A 22,600-nucleotide genomic window follows, 5' to 3' on the forward strand; every position below is an offset into this window, starting at 1 on the left:
CCGACGACGACGAAACTTGAGCCGTGCCGGCCATATTTCCGTTCGGCGATCGGAGATCCCCCTATCGCCGCCGGCGCTGCCCCGCGCCTCCTCCGATATCACAACAGCCAAGCCGTGGCTCGACGCGATGTCTAGACCAGCGGTCCGCTGTTCGAGGTCATATCGACCACCGGCGTGCCGCCCTCGGCGAACAGGCCGCCCGGCTGGCTGGCGGGGATCGAGTTCATCACCGCCACCAGCTTGTCGGCATAGCCCGGATCGGTGGCATAACCGCCGTTCTGCAAGGCACGCGCGGCGGCCTCCGGCGTGGCGGCCTGGCGCGCCGCGGCATAGCGCGGCGAAGAATCGATCAGCCGGGCGTAGTCGGAGAACGCCTGGTTATACGAGTCGTACACCCGAAAACCGGCCTTCGTGGATTGCATGGCGCCGTCGGCATATTCATGCGTGGTGACATCGGTGGACGGCCCGTTCCAGCCATCCGCCTTGATATTGAACACGTTGAAGCTTTGTGCGCCGCTATCGGTCGTGATCTCGTGGCGTCCCCAGCCGGTTTCGAGTGCGGCCTGGGCGAGAATCAGTCGCGGCGACAACCCCGTACGGCGGGCCGCCAGCTGGGCCGGCGCTTCCAGGCGCTGGACGAAATCGCGGACGTGGCCGGGCGTCACCGGGTCTGAGTCGGTCGGCGTATCGGCGAGCGCCAGCAACGGGGCTCCGGCATTCGGTGGTTCCGCGATCAGGGGCGCGGAATCGCTGTTGGCCGTCGCCGCCGCGCTCTTGGCCGCCTGTGCGGCCGCCTCGCGCTGCGCCTTGATCGAGGCCAGCGACTCCGAGGGCGCCAACGCGCGTGGCGTCGCCTGCGCAATTTTGGGCGCTGCCGCCGCGGCCTGACTGTCAATACGCGCGCCGGACGGCGCGGCATGTCCGGTCAGCTGCTTGTCGAGCATCTTGGCCAGCCCCATGCCGCGCTGGGCCATGGTCTGCGACCACTGCGCGTCCATCATGTCCTGATACTGCTTGTCGGCCGACGAGTCGCCCAGCAGATGCGATTTGGGAATCGCCTTGCGCATTGCCGACAGCATCTGCTTGATGAACATGGCCTCGAATTGCTTCGATGCCTCGTGCACCCCGCCGTCCGCCTGCTTCTTGGCGGTGTACTTGAGCTTGTCGATCGCGGATACGTCGTAGGCGAACGCGCCACTTGCGGCATCAGGCGTCATCAGATCACTTCCAGATCAGCATTGAGTGCACCCGCGGCCTTGAGGGCCTCGAGAATGGCCATCAGATCCACCGGCGTCGCACCCAATCGGTTGAGCGCATCGATGACCTGGCGCAGTGACGTACTGCGCGGCACGTAATTCAGCGAGCCATCGCCCTGCTGAACATTGATATTGGCATTCGGTACCACGGCGGTCTGGCCGCCCGACAAGGCATTGGGCTGCGAGACGATCGGGTTGGACTGGATCGTCACTGACAGGCTGCCGTGGGCGACCGCCGCCGGATCGAGCGTGACCTGGCCGTTCATGACCACCGAGCCGGTCCGTGAATTGAGGATCACGCGCGGTTTGGGCGTGCCGGGCTGGACCTGGATGTTCTGGATCGCGGCCATGAACGCGACCGTCGACCCGATATTCGGTGGCACCTCGATCGAGATCAGGCGCGGGTTCTTGGCGGTCGCGATCGAACGACCGAAGCGATTGTTCACAGCCTCCATCGCGCGCGTTGCAGTCGCGAAATCGGCGTTCTTGAGTTCCAGATCAATGGTGCCGTGCGTGGCCAGCTTGGACTCGACGGTACGCTCGACTACCGCACCTTCGGGAATACGGCCGGCCGCGGTCTGGTTGACCTGTACGCTCGACCCGGCCGCCTTCACGCTCAGCCCCGGCGCCAACACGCTGCCCTGGGCCAACGCATAGATCTTGCCATCGGCACCCTTGAGCGGGGTCATCAACAGCGTGCCGCCGGTCAGCGAATTGGCGTTGCCGATCGAGGATACGGTCACGTCGATGTTCTGCCCGGTGGCGGCGAACGCCGGCAGATCGGCCGTGACCATCACGGCGGCCACGTTCTTCAACTGCATATTCGTGCCGCCGGCCACGGTCACCCCGAGCTGAGTGAGCATGTTGCGCACGGCCTGACCGGTAAACGGCGTCTGCGTGGTCTGGTCACCGGTATTGTTCAACCCTACAACCAGCCCGTAGCCCACCAGCGGGTTCGAGCGCACGCCGTCGAACGTCGCGATATCGCCCAGGCGCTGTGCGCTGGCCGGCAGCGACGCGGCCAGCCCGATCATCAAAGTGATCGCGGCCCACACTACGCTGCGAATCATGCCCCCTTTCATTGCATCCCTCGGCTGACGCGATTGGTCAGAGCGGTGAAATATTGAGCAGCGCGCGCTGCAGCCAGCCCATATGCTCGGCTTCGTTGATATAGCCGTCGCCGTAGTACTCGAGCCGTTCGTTGGCCACCTGGGTCGACGTGATCGTGCTGTCGGCATCGATCATGCGCGGATTGACCACCCCCGAGAACAAGACGTACTCGGTGCCCTGGTTGATCCCGATCCGCTTCTCGCCGGCCACCTTGAGATTGCCGTTGGGCAGCACCTGCATCACCGTGACCGTGATCTTGCCGGTGAACGTATTCGATGCATTGGCGTTGCCCGAGCCCTGGAAATCGTTCGATCCCGACAGATCGGTCTTCTGCTTGGTCAGCCACTTGCCCAGTGCCTCGGGCACCGATGCCGGGTTGAACCCGATCGAGCCCTTGCGGTTCGCCTTGGCGGCCGACGATTTCGTGGCCGACAGGTTCTCGTTGAACACCACGGTCAGGATGTCTCCCACCCGCCGCGGGCGCCGATCCTCGAACAACGGCTTGTTGTAGGACGATTCAAAGATCGATCCGTTGCTCGCCGGCTTGGGTGGCGGCTGGGGCTGGGCCGTGGTCGGCCCGGTCACGATGTTATGCCGCGGCAGCTGGGCGCAGCCCGCGAGCACCGCGATCATGACCATCCCCAGCACCGGGCGCACCATGGCGGCGCGGCCCGGCGCGGAATAAGAAAACGAGCGACGCATCATCGATCAGAGCTGGGACAGACGCTGAAGCATCTGGTCGGAGGTCTGAACCGCCTTGGAGTTGATCTCGTAGGCGCGCTGGGTGGCGATCATGTTCACCATTTCCTCGACCACGTTGACGTTCGAGGTTTCGACATATTTCTGTCGCAGCAGCCCCGCGCCGTTCACGCCCGGCGGGTTGTCGTTACGCGGCCCGGACGAGGTGGTTTCCTTGTACAGATTGTTACCGATGCTCTCGAGGCCGGCCGGATTGATGAAGGTCGACAACTGCATCTGGCCGATCTGGTTGGAGCCGGTGCTGCCCGGCTGCGTTACCGACACCGTGCCGTCTTGCGCGATCGTGATCGACAGCGCGTTCTGCGGAATGGTGATGCCGGGCTCGACCGGAAAACCGGACGCCGTGACCAGCTGACCGTTCTGGTCGAGCTGAAAACCGCCGTCTCGGGTATAAGCCGTGCTGCCGTCGGGCATCTGGATGGCAAAGAAGCCCTTGCCTTCGATCGCGACGTCCTTGGAGTTGCCGGTCTGCTCCAGGCTACCCTGGGTATGCAGACGCTCGGTGGCCACGGCCTGTACGCCGGAACCGATCTGAAGACCGGACGGCAGATTGGTCTGCACCGAGGACGACGCTCCCGGCTGACGCACGTCCTGATACAGCAGATCCTGAAACACCGGCCGCGAGCGCTTGAAGCCGTTCGTCGACACGTTGGCCAGGTTATTGGAGATCGTGTCGAGCTTGGTCTGCTGACTTTCCAGACCGGTCTTCGCGATCCAGAGTGATCGGATCATGAGTTTTCCCCTCGTTAGCGGCTGCCCGGCGGGCAGCCGCGATCGTTACGTCGATGCGTTACGCGTTGTGGCGACACCCGACCCGCGAGATCGCGCGAATCCGTGCCGATGCGGCAAACCGTGACCGGCTTGCCCGATGCAATAGCGCGCTAGCGCTATGTCACATCCAGCAGCTTGTTGGCGGAACGCGCGTTGTCGTCGGCCGAGGACAGCATCTTCATCTGCATCCCGAACTGACGGGCATCGCTGATCATCCCGACCATGGCCTCGGTGGGCGACACATTGCTGTCTTCCAGCGAGCCGGACTCCACCCGCACCGTATTGTCCTGCTGCAACGGGCCGGCCGTCCCGCCGTCCGGCGAGGTCGCCCGGAACAGCCCGTCGCCGCCGCGGGTCATGCCATCGTCGGGCTGGCCGACCAGCTTGAGCTGGCCGACCTGGGCGATGGTGTTCGGTTGCTGCCCCGCGCCGAGCGCCGAGATCGTGCCGTCGTCGGCAATCGTGACCTTGGCATTCAGCGGCAGCACGATCGGCTGGCCGTTGTTCGACAGCACCGGATGCCCACCGCTACGCAGCAGGCCGGTGGAATCGATCTGCAGGTTGCCGTCGCGGGTATAGGCCTCGCTGCCATCGTCGGCTTGCACGGCCAGCCAGCCCGGGCCGTTGACCGCGACATCCAGCGCGCGACCGGTATGCTCGATCGGCCCCTGCGAAAAATCGGCCTGGGGCGTCGTCTCGGCCGTGATCGCCCGCGTGGCCAGCCCCGAGCCGTTCACCGGCACCGCCCGATAAGCCGACAACGCGGCCTTGAAGCCGGTCGTCGAGGCGTTGGCCAGATTGTTGGCGACCACCGCCTGGCGATCCAGAATCTGGCTCGCGCCGGACAGCGCCGTATAGATCAATCGATCCATGGTGAGGTCCTATACCGCGACGCCGATCAGCCCAGCTGGACCGCGGTCTGCAGAATCTGACTCTGCGCCTTGATGGTCTGCGCGTTGGCCTGGTAGTTACGCTGCGACACGATCATGTCGACGAGCTGCTTCGACAGATCGACATTGGACGCTTCCAGCGTGCCGCCGCGCAGATCGCCGAACTGGCCGGTGCCGGCCGTACCCAGCGACGGCTGGCCGGAATCGGCGGTCTCGGTCCAGGCGTTGCCGGATACTGGCTGCAGGCCGTTTTCGTTCCGGAAACCGGCCAATGCGATCTGGGCCAGGTTCACCGACTGCCCGTTGTCGTAGCTGCCGGTCACCATGCCGTTGTTCTGAATGGTGATCCCGGTCAGCGCGCCGGAGGCATAACCGTCCTGCGACGGGTTGCCGGCCGAAAACGACTGCGCGGTCTGGGTCGAGCCGGCGAAATCGAAGTTGAAATCGATCGGCGACGAACCGTTCTGCGGGTCGAGCGCGTAGGCCACCTGCGAATTGCCGAGGCTACCGGGCTTGGTGCCGCTCACCGGCGTGGCGCTGGCCAGGTTACCGGACGGGTCGAAGCTCAGCTGGGTGGCCGGCAGGCTCTGGGTGTACGTCACCGTGCCGCCGGAGTAGCTGCCGGCGCTCCCGGTGGCGCCGGTCACCTTGGCGGTGTAGCCGTTGAATTGATACGTGCCGTTGCCGTCCTGCGACGGCGTATTACCGGCCGCATTGGTAAAGCTGGACAGATTCATCGCGAAACCACCGTTCGGCGGTGTCTGTCCGACCGACGTCGCCAGATTGGCTTCGGAGCCCAGCGGCATTTGACCGTTGACCTGCCACTGGTTGGAGCCGGTCTTGGTGAAATACATGTTGACGCTGTGGGCGTTGCCGAGCGAGTCGTAGACCGTATTCGGGGTCGACCAGTCGTAGGTATTGGCATCATTCGCATTGAACGACGCGCCCGACTTGATCGAGGAGCCGGCATCCAGCGCCGCGGCCAGCGAGGCCTGCGTCGTGGCACGGGCGTTGAGCCCCTGCGAAGGCAGCTGGATCACCTGCGGCGTGCCGCCCGCGTTTACCGAGGCCGACGCGTTGGGGTTATTGAAGTTGGAGACGTTGTAACCGGTCAGCAACGCACCACTGCTGTTGGCAAGATTGCCGTCCTTGGTCTGCTGGAACTGGCCGTCACGCGAGTATTCGGTGGTGCCGTTATGGGCCAACCGGAAGAAGCCGCCGCCGTCGATCGCGACATCCAGATTGCGATCGGTGGTGTTCAGCGAACCGGCCGAGAAATCCTGGGCCGTACCCGCGACCGCCACGCCGAGGCCGGTACGCGCGCCGGCGTAGATATCGGCGAACTGCGTGCTCGACGACTTATAGCCGGTCGTCTGCGAGTTGGCGATGTTGTTGCCGATGTTGTTGAGATCGGCCGATGCGGCCTGAAGACCGCTGACACCCTGCGTAAACCCCATTGCTCCACCCCTCGTGGTGTGATTTGGACGGCGTTAGTATCGAGCGCGTCCGTGATTTTCGATGGCGCGAACAACGATCGTTTCGGACCGCTATTCGCACCGAATTCATAGAATCTGGTAAACGTTGTTCAGATCGACCAGACCGCCCGGCCCCAGGTCGAGCTTCGGCCCGGACCCGCTGGAAACCACACCGTCGACATAACCGGTATCCAGGCCCTGCGCCTTGATGTCGTCACCCTGGCTGTCCTGCGCCGAGATGTTGATGGTGTACTTGCCGGGATCGACCTGGGCGCCGCTGGCATCCTTGCCGTCCCACTGGAACGACTGCACGCCCGCTGCCTGGTCGGTGTATTCCGATTTGTGCACCACGTTGCCGGCGTTGTCGGTGATGGTGATGCTCATCTTCTTGGCATCGGCCGGCAGATCGACGCCGAAGGCCGTGGCCGTGCCATCGCTGCCGACCTTTACTTCGTTGCCGGGCACCAGCACCTTGTGACCGATCAACGAACTCGCCTGAAGCTGCTGCGAGGTATCGATCTGACCGGTGATCTTGCCCAGCGTGTCGTTGAGATTATTGATGCCGGTAACGGTATTGATCTGCGCGATCTGCGACGTCACCTGCGAATTATCGGTCGGATTGAGCGGGTCCTGGTTCTTCATCTGCGCGACCAGCAGCGTCAGGAAGCGATTGCTCAGATCCTGGGTATTGCTGGTCGCTGCCGTCGTACCGCTCGTGCTGGCAGAGCCGGACGCCGAGCTCGCGTTCGCCGCGGCAGCGGCCTTGGAGCTCGCGTTTGCGTACAAAGAGGTCAGGGGACTTGTCGCCATGATCTAAACCTTTTATTCGCCCAGCTTGAGCGTCTGCAGCGCCAGATTCTTGCCCGTGTTGAGCACGTTGACGTTGGCTTCGTAGGAGCGGGCCGCCGAAATCATGTTGACCATTTCGTCGGTTGGATTGACGTTGGGCATCTTCACGTAGCCCTGGTCGTCGGCCAGCGGGCTATCCGGACGATATTCCTGGCGAAACGGCGCCGGATTCTCAGTCACACCGGACACCGCGACGCCGCCGATCTCCGAGCCCGGAGCCGCGGCGACCTGAAACTGGACTTCCTTGCCGCGATAGGGCTGGCCGTTCGGCCCGGCCACGCTGTCGGCGTTGGCCATGTTGCTGGCCGCGACGTTCATGCGCTCGGACTGCGCGGTCAGCGCCGAACCGGCGATCCCGAAGATACTGCTCACTGTCATGTTGTCCCCCGTTGCGTCGTGCCGGCCGCGATCAGCTGGCCGGCTCCATCGCCGATTTCAGCCCCTTGATCTGGCTGCCGAGAATCTGCAGGTCGGCGCGGTAGTGCACCGAGTTGTCCATGAACTGGACGCGCTCGTTGTTCATGTCGACCGTATTGCCGTCCAGACTCGGCTGGGTCGGATTCCGATACTCCAGATCCACACCGCCCATGCCGGACGCGGACGGCCCTTGCCCGGGGATATGCCCAGGCTCGGTCGTCGCCAGTGCCAGCCCGCCTTCGGTGGCGGGCTGCTGCCCGTCGACCGCGGCATGCAGCGCTGAGGCGAAATCGAAGTCCCGTGCCTTGTAACCCGGCGTATCGCTGTTGGCGATATTCGAGGCGAGCACCTTCTGGCGCTCCGCGCGCAGGTTGAGCGCCTGACTATAGAAATTCAGCGACTGGCTCAGTCGGTCCATCATCGCGTGCCCCTCATGCATTCGACGCCGGCCACTTTAATCGTCGCCGCCGCGTGTCAATCGCGCGAAAAGCCCCCCGCTTTGTGCGCTAATCCGGCAATGGACGCCCACGGCATCGGCCCTAGACTTCCTGCCATGTCGATTCATCGAACCATCGCGCGCGCGTGCGCAAGCTCGGCGCTCGCCGGCCTGATTTTGGGAATTTCACTGGCCGCCCAGGCCGGCGACGATGCCCTGTCGGCCCGCGTTACCGGTTTTCTGCGCTCGGAAAATGCCGGCATCGGCGACCACATCAGCGTCACGGTGAACACGCCGACCGCGCGCATGCCGGCCTGTCAGGACCCGCAGCCCTTCCTGCCAGGACAGGCGGCACGCACCACGGGCCGGATCACGGTCGGCGTACGCTGTCCCGGCGATTCACCGGAAACCCGTTACGTGCAGGCCGATGTCCGCGTTTACGGGCGTTACTATGTCGCCAGCCACGAGATCAACTCCGGCGACACCCTCACCGCGGGCGATCTGGAGTCGCGCGAAGGCGACATCACCCGTGATCTGAACCGCCTGCCCGATAGCGAAAGCGCCATCGTCGGGCAGCAAGCCCGTCGGCGCATCGCCGAGTCGCAAACCATCGTGTCGAATATGCTCGAAGCGCCCGACGTGATCTCGCGCGGCGATAGCGTCAAGGTCGTGTCGAAGGGGCCCGGCTTTTCGATCACCACGCACGGCAAGGCGCTGGACAACGCCACCGCCGGGGCTAATGTGCGCGTGCGCACATCCAATGGTACGGTCGTTTCGGGCAAGCCGGACGGCCCGGGCGTGGTCGTCGTATCACCCTGAAGCATCGCCCCATGACTAACGGATTAAAGTCTCGTTCCACACCGCCGTTATCATCAACAGTCACACGCCGACTGGCCTTGCGGCCGAGGAAAATCCCGTGCCCATAGATCCGACGAATAACCGCATCAATCGCGTCAGCACCGGTCCGAGCACCGAGGCGCCCCAGAATACCCGCCGCACGGACACCGCGCGGCCCGAGTCATCGGCTTCGAACGCGGGCTCGACCCGCCTGAGCCGGCTCGATACGAGCGATTCCAGCCACGATATCGATGCCGCGCGCGTGGCCGAAATCCGCCAGGGCATCGCCGACGGCACGCTGACCTTCGACACCGGACGCATCGCCGACGGCATCATTGCCAGCGCGCGCGAGTTGACCGGCAACGGCCAAGGCTAACGGGCGCACCATGAATCCGGCCGCCGATTATGCCGACCTGCTCGCCCGCCAGGATGCGGCCGTACAGGCGTTCGTGGATGTGCTCGAACGAGAACGGGACGCGCTGGCCGCGCGCCCCGTGGCCCATGCAGCGCTCAACGCCGCAACCGAGGCCAAGACCCGTCAGGCCGAGAGTCTGGAGGCGCTCGAGCGCGAACGACAACGTCTGGCCGAGGCGGCGCGCGCCGGCGCCGGTACCGACCTCAGCGATGCCGAACTCGCGCAGGCGCTGGGCTGCGGCGAGCGCTGGGCCGAGCTGTGCGCCCGGGTGGCGCATGCGCGCAATCAGAACGCGATCAATGGCATGGCGATCCAGACGCGGCTGGAACACACCGAGGAACGCCTGAACTTCCTGCGCCGTCATACCTCCAGCGCGCTTTATGCGCCCGATGGTCGACGCAGCCCGTCGGCCGGGGCCGGGCGACTGCGCGGCGGCGCCTGAGCGCCGCCCGACCGGGCGACTACTCGAAGTTCACGACCAGTTGGACTCGCCCCACGCGCATGGCGGGCGCCACGCGGCCGCTGCCCGGCACTTTCAGCATCAGATGAAACGGCGTCACCACCGGCAGTCCGGCAAAGGCTTTCGAGCCGCCGCGCGGATTCGAGGCGTCGACACAACGCCCGGCGGCACAAAGCCTTGCCACCATACGGGGATCGCCCACGCGGTCGTAGCCATAACGCCACTGCACCCGGCCGATACCATGGCCGGTGACGGGGGTGGTCGGCCGCGGGGCGAGCCTCGGCGAGACATAGACACGCCCGCGCTGACCAATCGCCGGCAGCGCCGCTTCCGCGATCCAGGAACCTGCTGCGCTCGCCGTGCCAGCGCATGCCGCCAGCGCCAGACTCACGGCAAACGCGACCCGACGTTTCATTGCTGCTGACCGATCACCCGCGATACACGCAGCTGGCGATCGTCGGGAATTTCGCTCTGCGACAACACCACCAGCGCGTCGATACTGCGTCGCAGGAAGCGGGCCAGCAACGGGCGCAGATCATGTCGGACCACCAGCACCGGCGGCAGACCGCGATCGGCCTGGGCGCGCGCCGCGGCCTCGGCCTGATCGATCAGCGTTTGGGCCAACCCGGGCTCCATGCCGCCGCCGTTGGACAGCGCCTGCGTGAGCATCTGTTCGAGCCGCCCGTCCAGGCCGATCACGTCGATCTGCTTGTCCGCCCCGAACCAGGATTCCACGATGGCCGCGCCGAGCGCCACGCGCACCGCGGCGGTCAGCTCTTCGCTGTCGGTGGTATGCGCGCCGTGTACGGCCAGCGTATCCAGAATCCGGCGCATGTCCCGGATCGAGACCTGCTCGGACAGCAGATTGCCGAGAATCGCGGTCAGTGTGGCCAGCGTAATCGGCTTGGGTACGACCTCGTCGACGAGATCCGGATAATCCTTTTTCACGCGCTCCAGCAACTGCCCGACCTCGGTCCGGCCGAGCATCGCGGCGGCATGCGTGGTCAACAGATGATTGATGTGGGTGGCGATCACGGTCGCCGCATCGACCACGGTAAAACCCTGGGCTTCGGCGTTGTCGCGCTTGTTGGCCTCGATCCAGGTGGCGGGCAGACCGAACGCCGGATCCTGCCCGGCCCGGCCTTCCAGTTCGCCGACCGCGCCGCCGGGATCGATGGCCAGGAACTGCCCGACGAATGCCTCGCCGCGCCCGATCTCGACGCCGTTGAGCGTCACTCGATAATCGTGCGGCGAAAACTCCAGATTGTCGCGGATGTGTACGACTGGCGGCAGGAAGCCGACCTCGCCCGCGAATTTCTTGCGTACGCCCTTGATCCGGCGCAGCAACTCGCCGTCCTGGGCGGCATCCACCAGACTGATCAGCCGATAGCCGACCTCGAGGCCGAGCGGGTCGACCAGTTGAACGTCGTCCCAGCTGGCTTCCTCGGCCTCGGCGCTCACGGCGGCCGCCGGCACGGCTTCGGCCGTTTCCGCCTCGCGCGCCCGGCCTTCGCGCACCAGCCACCATCCCAGACCGGCAAGCAGGCCGGTGAACAGCAAAAACACGGTGTTCGGCATGCCCGGCACCAGGCCCAGCAGCCCCAACACGCCGGCAGCCAGAAACATGACCTTGGGATTGTCGAACAACTGCCCGATGAGCTGCTGACCGACATCCTGCTCGCTGGCCACGCGGGACACGGTCACGCCCGCCGCGGTCGAGATCACCAGCGCCGGCACCTGGGCAACTAGACCGTCGCCAATGGTCAAGATGGTATAGGTCTTGGCCGCGCCCGAGACGCTCATGCCGTGCTGAGCGATACCAACGATCAGCCCACCGATCAGGTTGATGCCCATGATCAGGATGCCGGCGATGGCGTCACCGCGCACGAACTTGCTGGCGCCGTCCATGGAGCCGTAGAAGTCGGCCTCCATCGCGGTTTCCTCGCGCCGGGCCTTGGCCGTTTTTTCGTCGATCAGCCCGGCATTGAGATCGGCGTCGATCGCCATCTGCTTACCCGGCAGCGCGTCCAGTGTGAAGCGCGCGCCGACCTCGGCGATACGTCCGGCGCCCTTGGTGATCACCATGAAGTTGATCACGATCAGGATCAGGAACACGATCAGGCCGACCGCGAGATTGCCGCCAACCAGAAACTCGCCGAACGACTCGATCACCTGGCCGGCCGCTCCCGCGCCCTCGTGGCCGTTCATCAACACGACGCGGGTCGAAGCGACGTTGAGCGAAAGCCGCAGCAGCGTGGCGAACAGCAGCACCGCCGGGAACGCCGCGAAATCGAGCGGCTTGGTGGTGAACATCGACACCAGCAACACCATCACCGACAGCGCGATATTGAACGTGAACAGGATGTCCAGCACGAACGGCGGCAACGGCAGGATCATCATCGCCATGATCATGATGATCAGCAGCGGACCGGCCAGCATCTTGTAATGGCCGGGCTGATCCAGACCGGTGCGGCCGAGCCAGGCGGTAAGCGTGTTCATGATGTCGCGTCCTGTGCCGCGGGGACCGCCAGCTCGGGCGGTATTTCAATGTCGCGCGGCGTATCGGGCGCCGGGCCGCCATCACGGCGCGCCCGGTCGAGTTGATAGACCCAGGCGAGAACCTCGGCCACGGCGGTGTACAGCGCCGCCGGTATTTCGGCATCCAGATCCGCGTGCCGATACAGCGCGCGCGCCAGGGGCGGCGCGGCCAGCCGCGGAATACGATGCTCGGCGGCCAGTTCGCGAATACGCGCCGCGACCTCGTCGGCCCCCTTGGCCACTACGCGTGGCGCGCCCATGCGTTCGCCGTCGTAGGCCAGTGCCACCGCATAGTGGCTGGGGTTGGTCACAACCACGTCGGCATCGGGTACGGCGGCCATCATACGGCTGCGCGCCATGCGCTGTTGTTGTTCACGAATCCGTGCCTTGATCTGCGGATCGCCCTCGTTTTCCTTGTGTTCGTCCTTGATGTCCTTGAGGCTCATGCGCAGCTTTTTATGATGGCTCCAGATCTGGAACGGCACGTCGATGGCGACCACCACCACGAACGCCAGCACCATCAGCGCGCAGCAGAAGATCACCAGACGCAGGGCATGCACGATGGCCGTGGCCGGATCCTGGCCCGCGAGCCCGATCATCTCGCCCAGATGGGCATAAATGAACCCGGCGGCCACCGAGCCGATCAGCACCGATTTCGCCACCGCCTTGCCCAGTTCGGCCGCGGCATTCGCGGAGAACACCCGCCCCAATCCCTTGATTGGATTGAGCCGGTTGAAGTCGACTTTCAGCGACTTGGACGAAATCACCAGGCCGCCCAGCAAGTTGGGGGCGACCAGGGCCATGATCACGAGCAAGCCCAGCAACGGCGCGATGCCGCGGGCGATGGTGAACAGCTGTCCCACGATGTGCGACATCATCCGCGACGGATCGTCGGCCACCCCGGGGCCAAACCCGAAGCCAGTCCGACCCACGGTCAGCACCGCGTCGACGAACCAGCCCGACGTCATCCACAGGCCGGCGATGGCGGTCACGAGCATCAGAAACGTGGTCAATTCGCGCGAACGCGCAACCTGGCCCTCTTCGCGCGCCTTTTCCAGGCGCTGCGGAGTCGGGTCTTCTGTTTTTTCCTCGTCGCTGTCCTCGGCCATCGCACACGCCCACCCTGCCCGCAGGGATTATGCGGAGCCGGCGTCGGCTGGCAGGCAGTGAATTGCGCGCGCTAATGCCCGCTTATCGGCCGATGCAACGGACGTGCGACCTACGCGGACGTCGATCGTCCGCGCTGAGTCTGCTCAGAAACCGAGTTCCTCGAGCAGATCGTCGACCTGGGCCTGATCGGTCACCACATCGGATTTACCTGCAGCATTGACCTGCGGGCCATTGAGCAGACCGTCCCCGGAATCGCCGTCGATGTCGGCCTCGCGCCGTTCGCGATAGCTGGCCGCTTCGGGCATGTGCTCGACGAGCACCTCCACCAGCTGGCTCTCGATCCGACGGATCACGGTGATCAGCTTGCCGACCACTTGCCCGGTCAGGTCCTGAAAATCCTGCGCCATCATGATTTCATGCAGCTGCGCGTTGGTCGCACGCGTCTGCTCCGGCAGATGGCGCAGATAACCGCGCGTATCGGCGACCAGCTCGCGCGCATCGGACAAGTCGATCGGCGCATCGAACCAGGTATCCCAGCGGCTCGACAACGACTGCGCGTTCTCCGCCAGGCGCTCCTGCATCGGCTGGGCGACCTCGATGGCCGACAAGGCCCGCTCGGCCGCGGCTTCGGTGGTTTCGGCGATATACGCCAGACGGTCGCGGGCGTCCGGAATGGCTTCGGCAGCCTTTTCGACTTCCTTGTCCAGACCCAGTTCGCGCATGCTGTCGTGCAACGCGCGGGTGAGCTGGCCGATCCGATCGATCAGTTCGCTGTTGTTGTTCTCGTCGGCGGATGCCGCACTCTGATTATGGCTCATGGCTGCCCCCTGAGGCCGCGCGCAAATGTTACAGGCCGTGCTTTTCGAAGATCTTGTTCATCTTCTCTTCGAGCGTGGCCGCCGTGAACGGTTTGACCACATAGCCGCTGGCACCGGCCTGGGCGGCGGCGACGATGTTTTCCTTCTTGGCTTCCGCCGTGACCATCAGCACCGGCAGATGCTTGAGCCCGTCGTCCGCGCGGATTTTCTTGAGCATGTCCAGGCCGTTGAGATTGGGCATGTTCCAGTCCGAAATCACGAACTGGACATGGCCGCCGGCCAGCTTGCCGAGTGCTTCGGCGCCGTCCTCGGCTTCTTCGATGTTGTGATACCCAAGCTCTTTGAGCAGGTTGCGCACAATACGGCGCATGGTCGAGAAATCGTCGACCACGAGAAATTGCAGATCGGCATCGGCCATTGAGGTCTCCTTCGAATAGCGGTTGTTCGTATATATCGGCGGCGCCGGTCAGATCCGTACCGCGCCGCCGGCCTCGGCGATCAACGCCAGGGCCTTTGCGCCGATATCGTCGAGCGGCAACTCGAAACTGGCACCGCCGCGGGCCACGGCCTCGGCCGGCATGCCATAGACCACCGAGGTGGCACTGTCCTGCGCGATGGTAGCGGCCCCGGCGGCGCGCATGGCAACCATGCCGTCCGCGCCGTCGGCGCCCATGCCGGTGAGCAACACGCCCACGGCGTTGGCACCCGCAGAGGCGGCCACCGAATGAAACAGGACATCCACCGAAGGCCGGTGCCGATTGACCGGCTCGCTGGCCTCCAGCGCGATGGTGTAGTTGGCGCCGCTGCGTGCGAGCCGCATATGCATCTCGCCGCCCGGGGCGATATACGCATGGCCGGGCAGCACGCGTTCGCCGTGCCGGGCTTCGGCCACGGCCAACGCACATAGCGAGTCCAGGCGCTTGGCAAAGGACGCCGTGAACCCGGCCGGCATATGCTGGGTAATCAAAATCGCCGGCGCGTTGGCGGGCATCGGTTCGAGCAGATGCCGTAATGCTTCGGTTCCACCGGTCGAGGCGCCGACGGCGATCAATTTCTCGCTCGAGACGCTCGGCGCGCGCAGCCGGGCAGGCGGCGCGGCGTTGGCGCGCGCCGTGGGGCGCGCTCGCGCGGCGGCCCGCAGCTTGTAGACAATATCGGCCGCCGCACTCGCCAGGCCGTCCCGGATATTGACCTTGGGCTTGGCCACGAAATCGACCGCGCCGAGCTCCAGCGCCTGCATCGTGATTTGCGATCCGCGCTCGGTCAGCGACGACACCATCACGACCGGCATCGGACGCAGCCGCATGAGCTTTTCCAGAAAATCCAGACCATCCATGCGCGGCATTTCGACGTCCAGCGTCAACACGTCCGGATTGTGCTGCTTGATCAGCTCGCGCGCGACGTAAGGATCGGGCGCGGTGGCGACCATCTCCATGCCGGGCGCCTCGTCGACAATCGCGGTCAGCAACTGACGCATCAACGCCGAATCGTCGACCGCCAACACTTTGATCGGGGCACTCATGCCGATGCTCCCGGCATGGCCGCCTGGCGTGCCAGGCCGCGTTCGCGCTCGGCCAGCGCGGACTCGACCACGCGCAGCCGCCGGACGCGTGCTTCGCCGGTGGTGGCCCGATACTGCAATTGCCGCGGCCAGGCTCCGCCCAGATCCTCGGCCAGAATCGGAATACGAGCACGTGCCAGGTAAGCGCGGACAAATTCGGCATTGGCATCGCCGACACGCGCGATACGCATGTCCGCGAGCACGTTGGCGCCGCCAAAGACCTTGGCCTCAAGCCGCTCGCGACGCGCCCCCAGCGCGATCAATTCGTCCACCAGGCGATTCATGGCGTGGCCGCCATAGATCATGCTGCGTATGCGTTCGCTCTCGGCATCCCCGTTGTCCGGCAGCATGAAATGGTTCATGCCGCCGACCCCGGCGGCCGCATCGCGCAGACACGCGGCTACGCAGGAGCCCAGTACCGTGGTCAGCAGGAACGGCTGATCGGTGACGTAGTACTCCTTGGGCAGGAGCTTGATATGAACCTCGCCATGGACGTCGACATAGCGCCGCGTCGCCAGGTCAGGCGCTGCCACACTCATCGCGCGCCCCCGCGTAGCCGATATACCGTCTGCCCCCGCAGCACGAACGGATTCTCGAAATAGCTGAAGTTTTCGGAGTGGCCGGCGAACAGCAGCCCATCGGGCTTCATCAGCCCGGCGAAACGCTTCAATACCCGCTGCTGGGTGTCCTTATCGAAATAGATCATAAGATTACGACAGAAAATCGCGTCGAACGGCCCGTCGACAGGCCAGTCGCCGCTGGCAAGATTGAGCGGGGCGAAATGCACGCGCGAACGCAGGGCCGGCGCCACGCGTGCCAGGCCGGAACGTGCGCCTGTCCCCCGCAGGAAGAAGCGTTTGCGGCGTTCTTCGCTGAGTTTTTCCACCGCCGCCAACGGATAAATCCCGGCCCGCGCGTCGGCTAGCGCTCGGGTGTCGATATCGGTCGCCACGATCTCGGCCCGCTCCGCCGCCGAACCGAGCGTCTCGGCCAGGGTGATGGCGATGGACCACGGCTCTTCGCCGGTGGACGCCGCACAGCACCAGATCGAGATCGGCCCGCTGCGGCGGGCGACATGCTCGGCCAGCAAGGGAAAATGATGCGCTTCGCGAAAGAACGACGTGAGGTTGGTCGTCAGTGCGTTGGTGAAATGTTCCCACTCCGGATGCGAGGCGTCGGCCTCCAGCGGATCGAGATAATCGGCAAAACGACGCTGGCCGGCCAGCCGGACGCGGCGCGCGAGCCGGCTATAAGCCATCTCGCGTTTGCGTTCGGACAGGGCAATGCCCGCGCGCTCGCCGATCATGCGCCGCAGACGCGCGAAATCGGCGTCGGTGAAAACCAGATCACGCGTCGGGGTCGCCGCGGCCTCGCGGGAATCAATGACATCGGACACGTGGCTGATTTCTCCGGAATAGTGAAAGGCTAAGCGGTTTCGGCGTCGAGCGATTCGACCAGTGCCATTTCACGGCTGGTCATCATCGCTTCGGCATCGATCAGGATCAGCATGCGGTCATCGATGCTGGCCAATCCCTCCAGATACGCCGTGTCCATCTGACCGCCGAATTCAGGCGCAGGCTTGATCTGCTCGGCCGACAGACCGATCACGTCCGACACCGAGTCGACGACCACGCCGACCACGCGCTCGCCGATGTTGAGCACGATCACGACCGTCTGTTCGGTATAGTCGGCCTCGCCGAGCGCGAACTTGAGCCGCAGGTCGACGATCGGCACGATCGCGCCGCGCAGATTGGTCACGCCCTTGATGAAATCGGGCACGTTGGCGATCCGGGTCACGTTCGAATAACCGCGAATCTCCTGAACTTTCAGGATATCCACGGCGTATTCCTCGCCTCCCAGGGTAAAGACCAGTACTTCGCGCTGGTCGGAATCGGTCGCGGCAATCATGTCAGTCATTGGCAACGCTCTCTTCGGTCTCGGACGGGGTCAGGGGCGCGGTGGTTTTACGCGGTTTGCGGGGCGCGGCCGTCATCCGCGCCAACGCCGTGGCATCCAGGATGAGCGCCACACTGCCGTCGCCCAGAATGGTGGCCGCCGATACGCCAGCGACCTTGCGGAAATGGGTTTCGAGATTCTTGACCACGACCTGTTGCTGGCCAATCAGTTCGTCGACAAACAGCGCAAAGCGGCGTGATTCGCTGGTCACGACCACGACAATGCCCCGGGCGAGATCGGTTTCGGCGTCGGCCACATCGAATACGCGATGGAGTTCGACCAGCGGCAGATATTCGCCGCGCACCTCGATGACCTGACTGCCGGCCGTCACCGTGCGCGCGGCCGACTGCTCCACGCGCATCGACTCGAGAATCGCGCCCAACGGCAGGATGAAGATTTCCTGGCCGGCGCGGACGGCCATACCGTCCATAATTGCCAGGGTCAGCGGCAGGATGACGCGCACGGTGGTCCCGGCTCCCTGCTTCGACCGCAGATCGACGTGACCGCCGAGCTGGGCGATGTTGCGCTTGACCACATCCATGCCGACGCCGCGTCCGGAAATATCGCTGACCTGGGCGGCGGTGGAAAAACCGGGCGCGAAAATGAGCTGCCAGACATCCTCGTCCGGCATGTCGTCGGATACCGCAAGGCCGCTACTTTTCGCCTTGGCCAGAATGCGTTCACGCGACAGCCCGGCGCCGTCATCGCTGATTTCGATGACGATGTTCCCGCCTTCGTGGCGCGCGGACAGGGTGAGCTGTCCGGCCGCCGGCTTGCCGGCGGCCGTACGCGTGGCGACATCCTCGATCCCGTGATCGAGGCTGTTGCGCACCAGATGCGTCATCGGATCCATGATCCGCTCGATCAGCCCCTTGTCGAGCTCGGTCGCCCCGCCTCGGGTTTCGAGGTTGATTTCCTTGCCAAGCTTGGAGCTCAGATCGCGCACCAGACGCGGGAATCGATTGAAGGCGAAGTCCATCGGCACCATGCGTACCGACATCACTGCCTCTTGCAGATCGCGTGCGTTGCGGGCGAGCTGACTCATGCCCTCGGACAATGCTTCGTCATGCTCGTGATCGATTTCGCCGACCGCTCGGTCGAGCATCGACTGGGTGATCACCAGCTCGCCAACGAGATTGATGATGTGATCGATCTTGTCGGTCGGCACGCGCACCGAGGTCGACTCCGAATGCGCGGCCTCTCGCCGGCGCTCGCCCGCACCGCCGCTTGACTCACTGGCGGCCTTGGCAGGCGGGACAGATTGCGGCTCGGCCGGCGCGGATGCTGCCGCCGGCGTGGTATCGGCCGTGGCCGATTTCGCCTCGGGCGCCGTCGCTGTCTTCGCGTCCGCCGGTTCGATCGTGACCCGGTCTAGATCGATCTGGAAGCCGAGCACCGCGGCGATGTCCTCGATTGGCTGATCGCTGGCGAGTTCGACCGCCAGGGTATCGCCGTCGATCTGGCGAGCGCTGATCTCACCCATTAATTCCAGGTCAGCCAGTACGGCCGGGCGGGTGGTATCGTCCACGCCGCTGACGGTCACCCGCAGGCGTTGCGCGCCGGCCGCCGACTTTCCAGCCGCAGCAACGGGTTCGATCGCGATTTGATCGACATCGATGATGAAACACAGTACGGCAACGATGTCGTCGTCGTCCGCTTCCGTGGCCAAATCGAGTCTGAGGGTTCCGGATTCTTCGCTGCGATTCGACACCTCGCCGAATAGCGCCAGCTCGCCGGCGAGCGCCTCGGCCTCGCCGTCTTCCAACCCGCTGATCCGCACGGTGACCCGCCGCGCGCCCGTACCGACGGCCGCTGCATGGCTGGTTTGGCCGCCTGCTTCATCGGTGGCAGACGCTCGAGCTGCTGGACCGGGCACTTTGTCGCCCTCGGCGATCTGTTGCAATACACGGCAGATACGATCGGCGGCCTCGGCATCCGGGGATTCGCCTTCACGATAGGATTCAACCTGACCTTTCAACACGTCGCCTGCCTCCAGCAGGATGTCGACCGTCGCCCGGTCGAGCACGAGCTCGCCGTTGCGTGCCAGGTCGAGCAGGTTTTCCATTCGATGCGTCGTGTTCTGGAGCGCCTCGAAACCGAAGGTGCCGGCACCACCCTTGATCGAATGCGCGGCACGGAAAATCGCATCCAGCGCCTCGCGATCGGGAGCTGCGGTATCCAGCTCGATGAGCAAGCGCTCCATGTCCTCGAGCAACTCGGAGGCTTCTTCGAAGAAGGTGTCGTAAAAATCGGTGACATCCATGCCGTTAGTTCTTCTGGTCGCGCTGGGCCGGGGCCGGCAGTGATGACGTCCGGCTACCCCGAAATATCGTCCGGCAGGCGCGGAACTTTAGGCCCGATCCAGCCCAGAAATGTCCCTAGATCGGCGGTGTCCGGCGACGACGACTGCGCCATTTGGCGGGGGGCGTTCAGAGGCACGGTGCGGGTTTCCACGCTCCGATCCGCCGACTCGATGCGTTGTTGCGCCCGGTCGTTGAGCAGCAAGATGCTGATCCGGCGGTTAAGCGGCGAATTCGGTTTGTCGCCCTCGACATGCTGCGTATCGGCGGCGCCGATTACACGCAGCAACTTGCCTGGCGTCATCCCCCCGGACACCAGTGCACGCCGGGCCGCATTGGCGCGATCCGCCGACAGCTCCCAGTTGCTGTAGGCCTGCGCGCCCGCCGCATACGGCAGATCGTCGGTGTGGCCGGTGATGGTGATCTTGTTCTTGACCTTTGAAAGCGTCGGCGCGATTCGCTCAAGCAGCACGGCGATATCGGGCTCAAGCCGGGCGCTGCCCAGCTTGAACATGGGCCGACGCTTGGAATCGAAGATCTGGATCCGCAGCCCGTCCGGTACCATCTGGATCTTGAGCTGAGACGACATGCGATTGAGCTTCGGATCCTGCTCGATCTGTGCTTGGAGCTGGGCCTTCAGACGCTCGAGCCGCCGATTGTCGGGATGATAATTCTTGGCCTGCGGCGTGGTGCGCTGGACCTCGCCGTCGGAATGCACCGGGTTGTCGCCGCCACCAGGAATCGCACTGTTGCTGGCCGAGGCCTTATCGCCGCCAACCAGGGCGACCTTGAGCGGGGTCCGAAAATACTGACTGACGTTCTCGAGCTGAGGTTTACTCAAACCGGCCAACAACCACATGACCAGGAAGAACGCCATCATGGCCGTCATGAAATCGGCGTAGGCGATCTTCCAGGTTCCGTGCGAAGTATGGCGCTGATGCCGTTTGCGCCGAATGACGATCGGGCGGCGCGAATTCTCGTCGCTCACGGGTTCTCTCGCGTGCCCCCGGCACGCACTTCACGCACGTGGTTCTCCAGCTCGGAGAACGCGGGGCGTTCGGCCGAAAACAGCGCCTTGCGACCGAATTCGATGGCCAACGGCGGCGCGTAGCCGTTGAGATGCGCGAGCAGCGTGACCTTGATCGCCTGCAGCACTTTCACTACATCGTCGATCTGAGTGCGGACGCGCGACGCCAGCGGCGAAACAAAACCATAGGCCAGCAGGATGCCAAGAAACGTGCCGACCATGGCGTGTGCGATCAGCGGACCGATCCCGGCCGGCTCGAGCGACGCCGAGCCCAGCGCATGTACCACGCCCATGACGGCCGCCACGATTCCGAATGCCGGCAGCCCGTCGCCCATGGCCGACAAGCCATGGGCCGGCACTTCGGCCTCTTGCTGGAAGGTTTCGATCTCGTGGTCCATGAGGGCCTCGATTTCGAAGGCGTCCATGTTGCCGCTGATCATCAGACGCAGGTAATCGTTGATGAATTCCATGATCAACGTATCGCCGAGCAGCGTCGGGTAGCTCGAAAACAACGGGCTGTTGGCCGGATCTTCGATATCGGCCTCAAGCGCCATCATGCCCTGCTGACGCGCCTTGGCCATGAGCAGATAAAGCAGCGTCATCAGATCGAGACAGGTCGATTTGCTGTAACGATGGCCGCGCAACAGCTTCGGGAACACCCGAATCATGGCGGATACGCCCTTGCCGTTGGTCGAGGCTAGAAAGGCCCCGATGCCGGCGCCGAAGATGATCACGAACTCCGCCGGCTGATAGAGCACGCCCATATGGCCGCCCACCAGGGCATATCCGCCGAGCACGGACACCATGACAACGATATAGCCGGCTACGACAAGCACTGGAACCCCTGGCGATCAGACACGACCGCATTTGACGACGGTTTAGGCGTACAGCACATAACGGCCGGCGACATGGGAACTTGAACGCTGGATGCCCATCGATTTTTGATTCGTCGATGCGGTCGCACTCAGACACCGGACGGCGAGACGCATGCGTAAGACGCCCGCCCCAAGGCAAGCCCCGGGCGCAGGCGTCATACGTTGCGCTAATGCATCACTTCGACGCGCTCGGCGGCCTTACGCCGCGTTTTCTTGCGCGTCTTGCCGGCCCGGGATGGTGGCTGACAGATACCACAGACGAAGTCCTGATCGAGGCTCAATGCGTGATTGACGAAGCTGCCGTGGCAACGCTGGCACGTCGAGAGGGTCATCATGTCGCTTTCGAAAAAGCGGACCAGCATCCACGCGCGGGTCAGCCCCAGCACCGGCTTGCCGTCGTCGGACAGCGGCACTTGATCCAGATACAGCCGATACGCACTCACCACCGACTGCATCCGGTCACGATTGGGATGCGCCGACAACGACAGATAGATGTTATAGAACAGCGACGAATGAATATTGGGCAGCCAGGTCACGTACCAGTCGGTCGAGAACGGAAGCATGCCCTTGGGCGGCGATTCGCCGTGAATTTCCTTGTACAGATTGATCAGCCGACGCCGACTGATACCGGTTTCGGTCTGCAGCACTTGAAGCCGTGCGCCAAGCTGGATCATCTCAATCGCCAGGCTGATCTGACGCCCCTCGTCGATAACGCTCTTCTCTACCATCTTGCCCCCCAA

25 protein-coding genes are annotated in these 22,600 nt (G+C 64.3%); 3 read left to right on the top strand and 22 right to left on the bottom strand.

Features of this window, described 5'->3' with window-relative positions:
* Nucleotides 1–131: 131 nt before the first annotated feature.
* The 9 genes from flgJ to flgB all read right to left on the bottom strand — a co-directional run bounded on the left by flgJ (nucleotide 132) and on the right by flgB (nucleotide 7,948).
* Nucleotides 132–1,217, bottom strand: coding sequence for a flagellar assembly peptidoglycan hydrolase FlgJ (gene flgJ / locus C41B8_RS07045; protein ID WP_051883212.1), 1,086 nt, complete (start codon nucleotides 1,215–1,217; stop codon nucleotides 132–134).
* Nucleotides 1,217–2,338, bottom strand: a complete 1,122-nt coding sequence (locus tag C41B8_RS07050) for a flagellar basal body P-ring protein FlgI (RefSeq protein ID WP_156962457.1) — start codon at nucleotides 2,336–2,338, stop codon at nucleotides 1,217–1,219. The genes flgJ and C41B8_RS07050 overlap by 1 nt, the downstream gene beginning before the upstream one ends.
* A 25-nt stretch (nucleotides 2,339–2,363) precedes the next feature.
* On the bottom strand, nucleotides 2,364–3,068 hold the full coding sequence (locus C41B8_RS07055) for a flagellar basal body L-ring protein FlgH (RefSeq protein WP_353214548.1): 705 nt from the start codon (nucleotides 3,066–3,068) through the stop codon (nucleotides 2,364–2,366).
* Nucleotides 3,069–3,074: 6 nt separating this feature from the next.
* Nucleotides 3,075–3,857, bottom strand: a complete 783-nt coding sequence (flgG, locus tag C41B8_RS07060; RefSeq protein WP_037335970.1) for a flagellar basal-body rod protein FlgG — start codon at nucleotides 3,855–3,857, stop codon at nucleotides 3,075–3,077.
* Nucleotides 3,858–4,012: 155 nt separating this feature from the next.
* Nucleotides 4,013–4,768, bottom strand: coding sequence for a flagellar basal-body rod protein FlgF (gene flgF / locus C41B8_RS07065; RefSeq protein ID WP_037335973.1), 756 nt, complete (start codon nucleotides 4,766–4,768; stop codon nucleotides 4,013–4,015).
* A 26-nt stretch (nucleotides 4,769–4,794) separates the two neighbouring features.
* On the bottom strand, nucleotides 4,795–6,243 hold the full coding sequence (locus C41B8_RS07070; RefSeq protein WP_037335976.1) for a flagellar hook-basal body complex protein: 1,449 nt from the start codon (nucleotides 6,241–6,243) through the stop codon (nucleotides 4,795–4,797).
* A gap of 105 nt (nucleotides 6,244–6,348) precedes the next feature.
* A complete protein-coding gene (locus tag C41B8_RS07075; protein WP_051883213.1) occupies nucleotides 6,349–7,071 on the bottom strand; it encodes a flagellar hook assembly protein FlgD in 723 nt (240 codons plus the stop codon).
* Nucleotides 7,072–7,083: 12 nt separating this feature from the next.
* Nucleotides 7,084–7,488: a flagellar basal body rod protein FlgC gene (gene flgC / locus C41B8_RS07080; RefSeq protein ID WP_037335981.1), complete on the bottom strand. Its 405-nt coding sequence runs from the start codon at nucleotides 7,486–7,488 to the stop codon at nucleotides 7,084–7,086.
* Nucleotides 7,489–7,519: 31 nt separating this feature from the next.
* A complete protein-coding gene (gene flgB / locus C41B8_RS07085; protein ID WP_037336128.1) occupies nucleotides 7,520–7,948 on the bottom strand; it encodes a flagellar basal body rod protein FlgB in 429 nt (142 codons plus the stop codon).
* Nucleotides 7,949–8,080: 132 nt separating this feature from the next.
* Between flgB and flgA the strand changes: the two genes are divergently transcribed.
* The 3 genes from flgA to C41B8_RS07100 all read left to right on the top strand — a co-directional run bounded on the left by flgA (nucleotide 8,081) and on the right by C41B8_RS07100 (nucleotide 9,657).
* On the top strand, nucleotides 8,081–8,782 hold the full coding sequence (flgA, locus tag C41B8_RS07090) for a flagellar basal body P-ring formation chaperone FlgA (RefSeq protein WP_037335985.1): 702 nt from the start codon (nucleotides 8,081–8,083) through the stop codon (nucleotides 8,780–8,782).
* A 97-nt stretch (nucleotides 8,783–8,879) separates the two neighbouring features.
* Entirely contained in the window at nucleotides 8,880–9,176 is a 297-nt protein-coding gene (gene flgM / locus C41B8_RS07095) for a flagellar biosynthesis anti-sigma factor FlgM (protein WP_037335988.1), read from the top strand.
* Nucleotides 9,177–9,186: 10 nt separating this feature from the next.
* The gene (locus tag C41B8_RS07100; protein ID WP_037335991.1) at nucleotides 9,187–9,657 is read left to right on the top strand and encodes a flagella synthesis protein FlgN; all 471 of its coding nucleotides are present in this window, start codon (nucleotides 9,187–9,189) and stop codon (nucleotides 9,655–9,657) included.
* Between the two features lie 19 nt (nucleotides 9,658–9,676).
* Here C41B8_RS07100 and C41B8_RS07105 read toward each other — a convergent pair whose 3' ends face one another.
* The 13 genes from C41B8_RS07105 to flhC form a co-directional block, all read right to left on the bottom strand.
* Entirely contained in the window at nucleotides 9,677–10,090 is a 414-nt protein-coding gene (locus tag C41B8_RS07105; RefSeq protein WP_037335994.1) for a flagellar protein FlhE, read from the bottom strand.
* Nucleotides 10,087–12,174 (bottom strand): flagellar biosynthesis protein FlhA, encoded by a 2,088-nt coding sequence (flhA, locus tag C41B8_RS07110; RefSeq protein WP_037335997.1) that lies wholly within the window; start codon nucleotides 12,172–12,174, stop codon nucleotides 10,087–10,089. Before flhA ends, C41B8_RS07105 begins: the two co-directional genes overlap by 4 nt.
* Nucleotides 12,171–13,322, bottom strand: a complete 1,152-nt coding sequence (gene flhB, locus C41B8_RS07115) for a flagellar biosynthesis protein FlhB (protein WP_051883214.1) — start codon at nucleotides 13,320–13,322, stop codon at nucleotides 12,171–12,173. Before flhB ends, flhA begins: the two co-directional genes overlap by 4 nt.
* Before the next feature lie 144 nt (nucleotides 13,323–13,466).
* On the bottom strand, nucleotides 13,467–14,141 hold the full coding sequence (gene cheZ, locus C41B8_RS07120) for a protein phosphatase CheZ (RefSeq protein ID WP_037336003.1): 675 nt from the start codon (nucleotides 14,139–14,141) through the stop codon (nucleotides 13,467–13,469).
* A 28-nt stretch (nucleotides 14,142–14,169) separates the two neighbouring features.
* Nucleotides 14,170–14,559 (bottom strand): chemotaxis response regulator CheY, encoded by a 390-nt coding sequence (gene cheY / locus C41B8_RS07125; protein ID WP_037336004.1) that lies wholly within the window; start codon nucleotides 14,557–14,559, stop codon nucleotides 14,170–14,172.
* A 48-nt stretch (nucleotides 14,560–14,607) separates the two neighbouring features.
* A complete protein-coding gene (locus C41B8_RS07130; RefSeq protein ID WP_037336007.1) occupies nucleotides 14,608–15,663 on the bottom strand; it encodes a protein-glutamate methylesterase/protein-glutamine glutaminase in 1,056 nt (351 codons plus the stop codon).
* The gene (locus tag C41B8_RS07135; protein WP_051883215.1) at nucleotides 15,660–16,241 is read right to left on the bottom strand and encodes a hypothetical protein; all 582 of its coding nucleotides are present in this window, start codon (nucleotides 16,239–16,241) and stop codon (nucleotides 15,660–15,662) included. The genes C41B8_RS07130 and C41B8_RS07135 overlap by 4 nt, the downstream gene beginning before the upstream one ends.
* Nucleotides 16,238–17,098 (bottom strand): CheR family methyltransferase, encoded by an 861-nt coding sequence (locus C41B8_RS07140; RefSeq protein ID WP_051883216.1) that lies wholly within the window; start codon nucleotides 17,096–17,098, stop codon nucleotides 16,238–16,240. The genes C41B8_RS07135 and C41B8_RS07140 overlap by 4 nt, the downstream gene beginning before the upstream one ends.
* A 29-nt stretch (nucleotides 17,099–17,127) precedes the next feature.
* Nucleotides 17,128–17,619 (bottom strand): chemotaxis protein CheW, encoded by a 492-nt coding sequence (locus C41B8_RS07145; protein ID WP_037336009.1) that lies wholly within the window; start codon nucleotides 17,617–17,619, stop codon nucleotides 17,128–17,130.
* Nucleotides 17,612–19,921, bottom strand: coding sequence for a chemotaxis protein CheW (locus tag C41B8_RS07150; RefSeq protein ID WP_051883217.1), 2,310 nt, complete (start codon nucleotides 19,919–19,921; stop codon nucleotides 17,612–17,614). Before C41B8_RS07150 ends, C41B8_RS07145 begins: the two co-directional genes overlap by 8 nt.
* 53 nt (nucleotides 19,922–19,974) lie before the next feature.
* Nucleotides 19,975–20,946 carry a flagellar motor protein MotB gene (gene motB / locus C41B8_RS07155; RefSeq protein ID WP_084188630.1) on the bottom strand — a complete coding sequence of 324 codons (972 nt, stop codon included), beginning with the start codon at nucleotides 20,944–20,946 and terminating at the stop codon, nucleotides 19,975–19,977.
* Entirely contained in the window at nucleotides 20,943–21,821 is an 879-nt protein-coding gene (gene motA / locus C41B8_RS07160; RefSeq protein WP_037336011.1) for a flagellar motor stator protein MotA, read from the bottom strand. Before motA ends, motB begins: the two co-directional genes overlap by 4 nt.
* 206 nt (nucleotides 21,822–22,027) lie before the next feature.
* Nucleotides 22,028–22,588, bottom strand: a complete 561-nt coding sequence (gene flhC / locus C41B8_RS07165) for a flagellar transcriptional regulator FlhC (protein WP_037336013.1) — start codon at nucleotides 22,586–22,588, stop codon at nucleotides 22,028–22,030.
* Nucleotides 22,589–22,600 lie beyond the last annotated feature (12 nt).

The organism is Salinisphaera hydrothermalis C41B8, from assembly GCF_000732535.1.
Taxonomy (GTDB): Bacteria; Pseudomonadota; Gammaproteobacteria; order Nevskiales; family Salinisphaeraceae; genus Salinisphaera; species Salinisphaera hydrothermalis.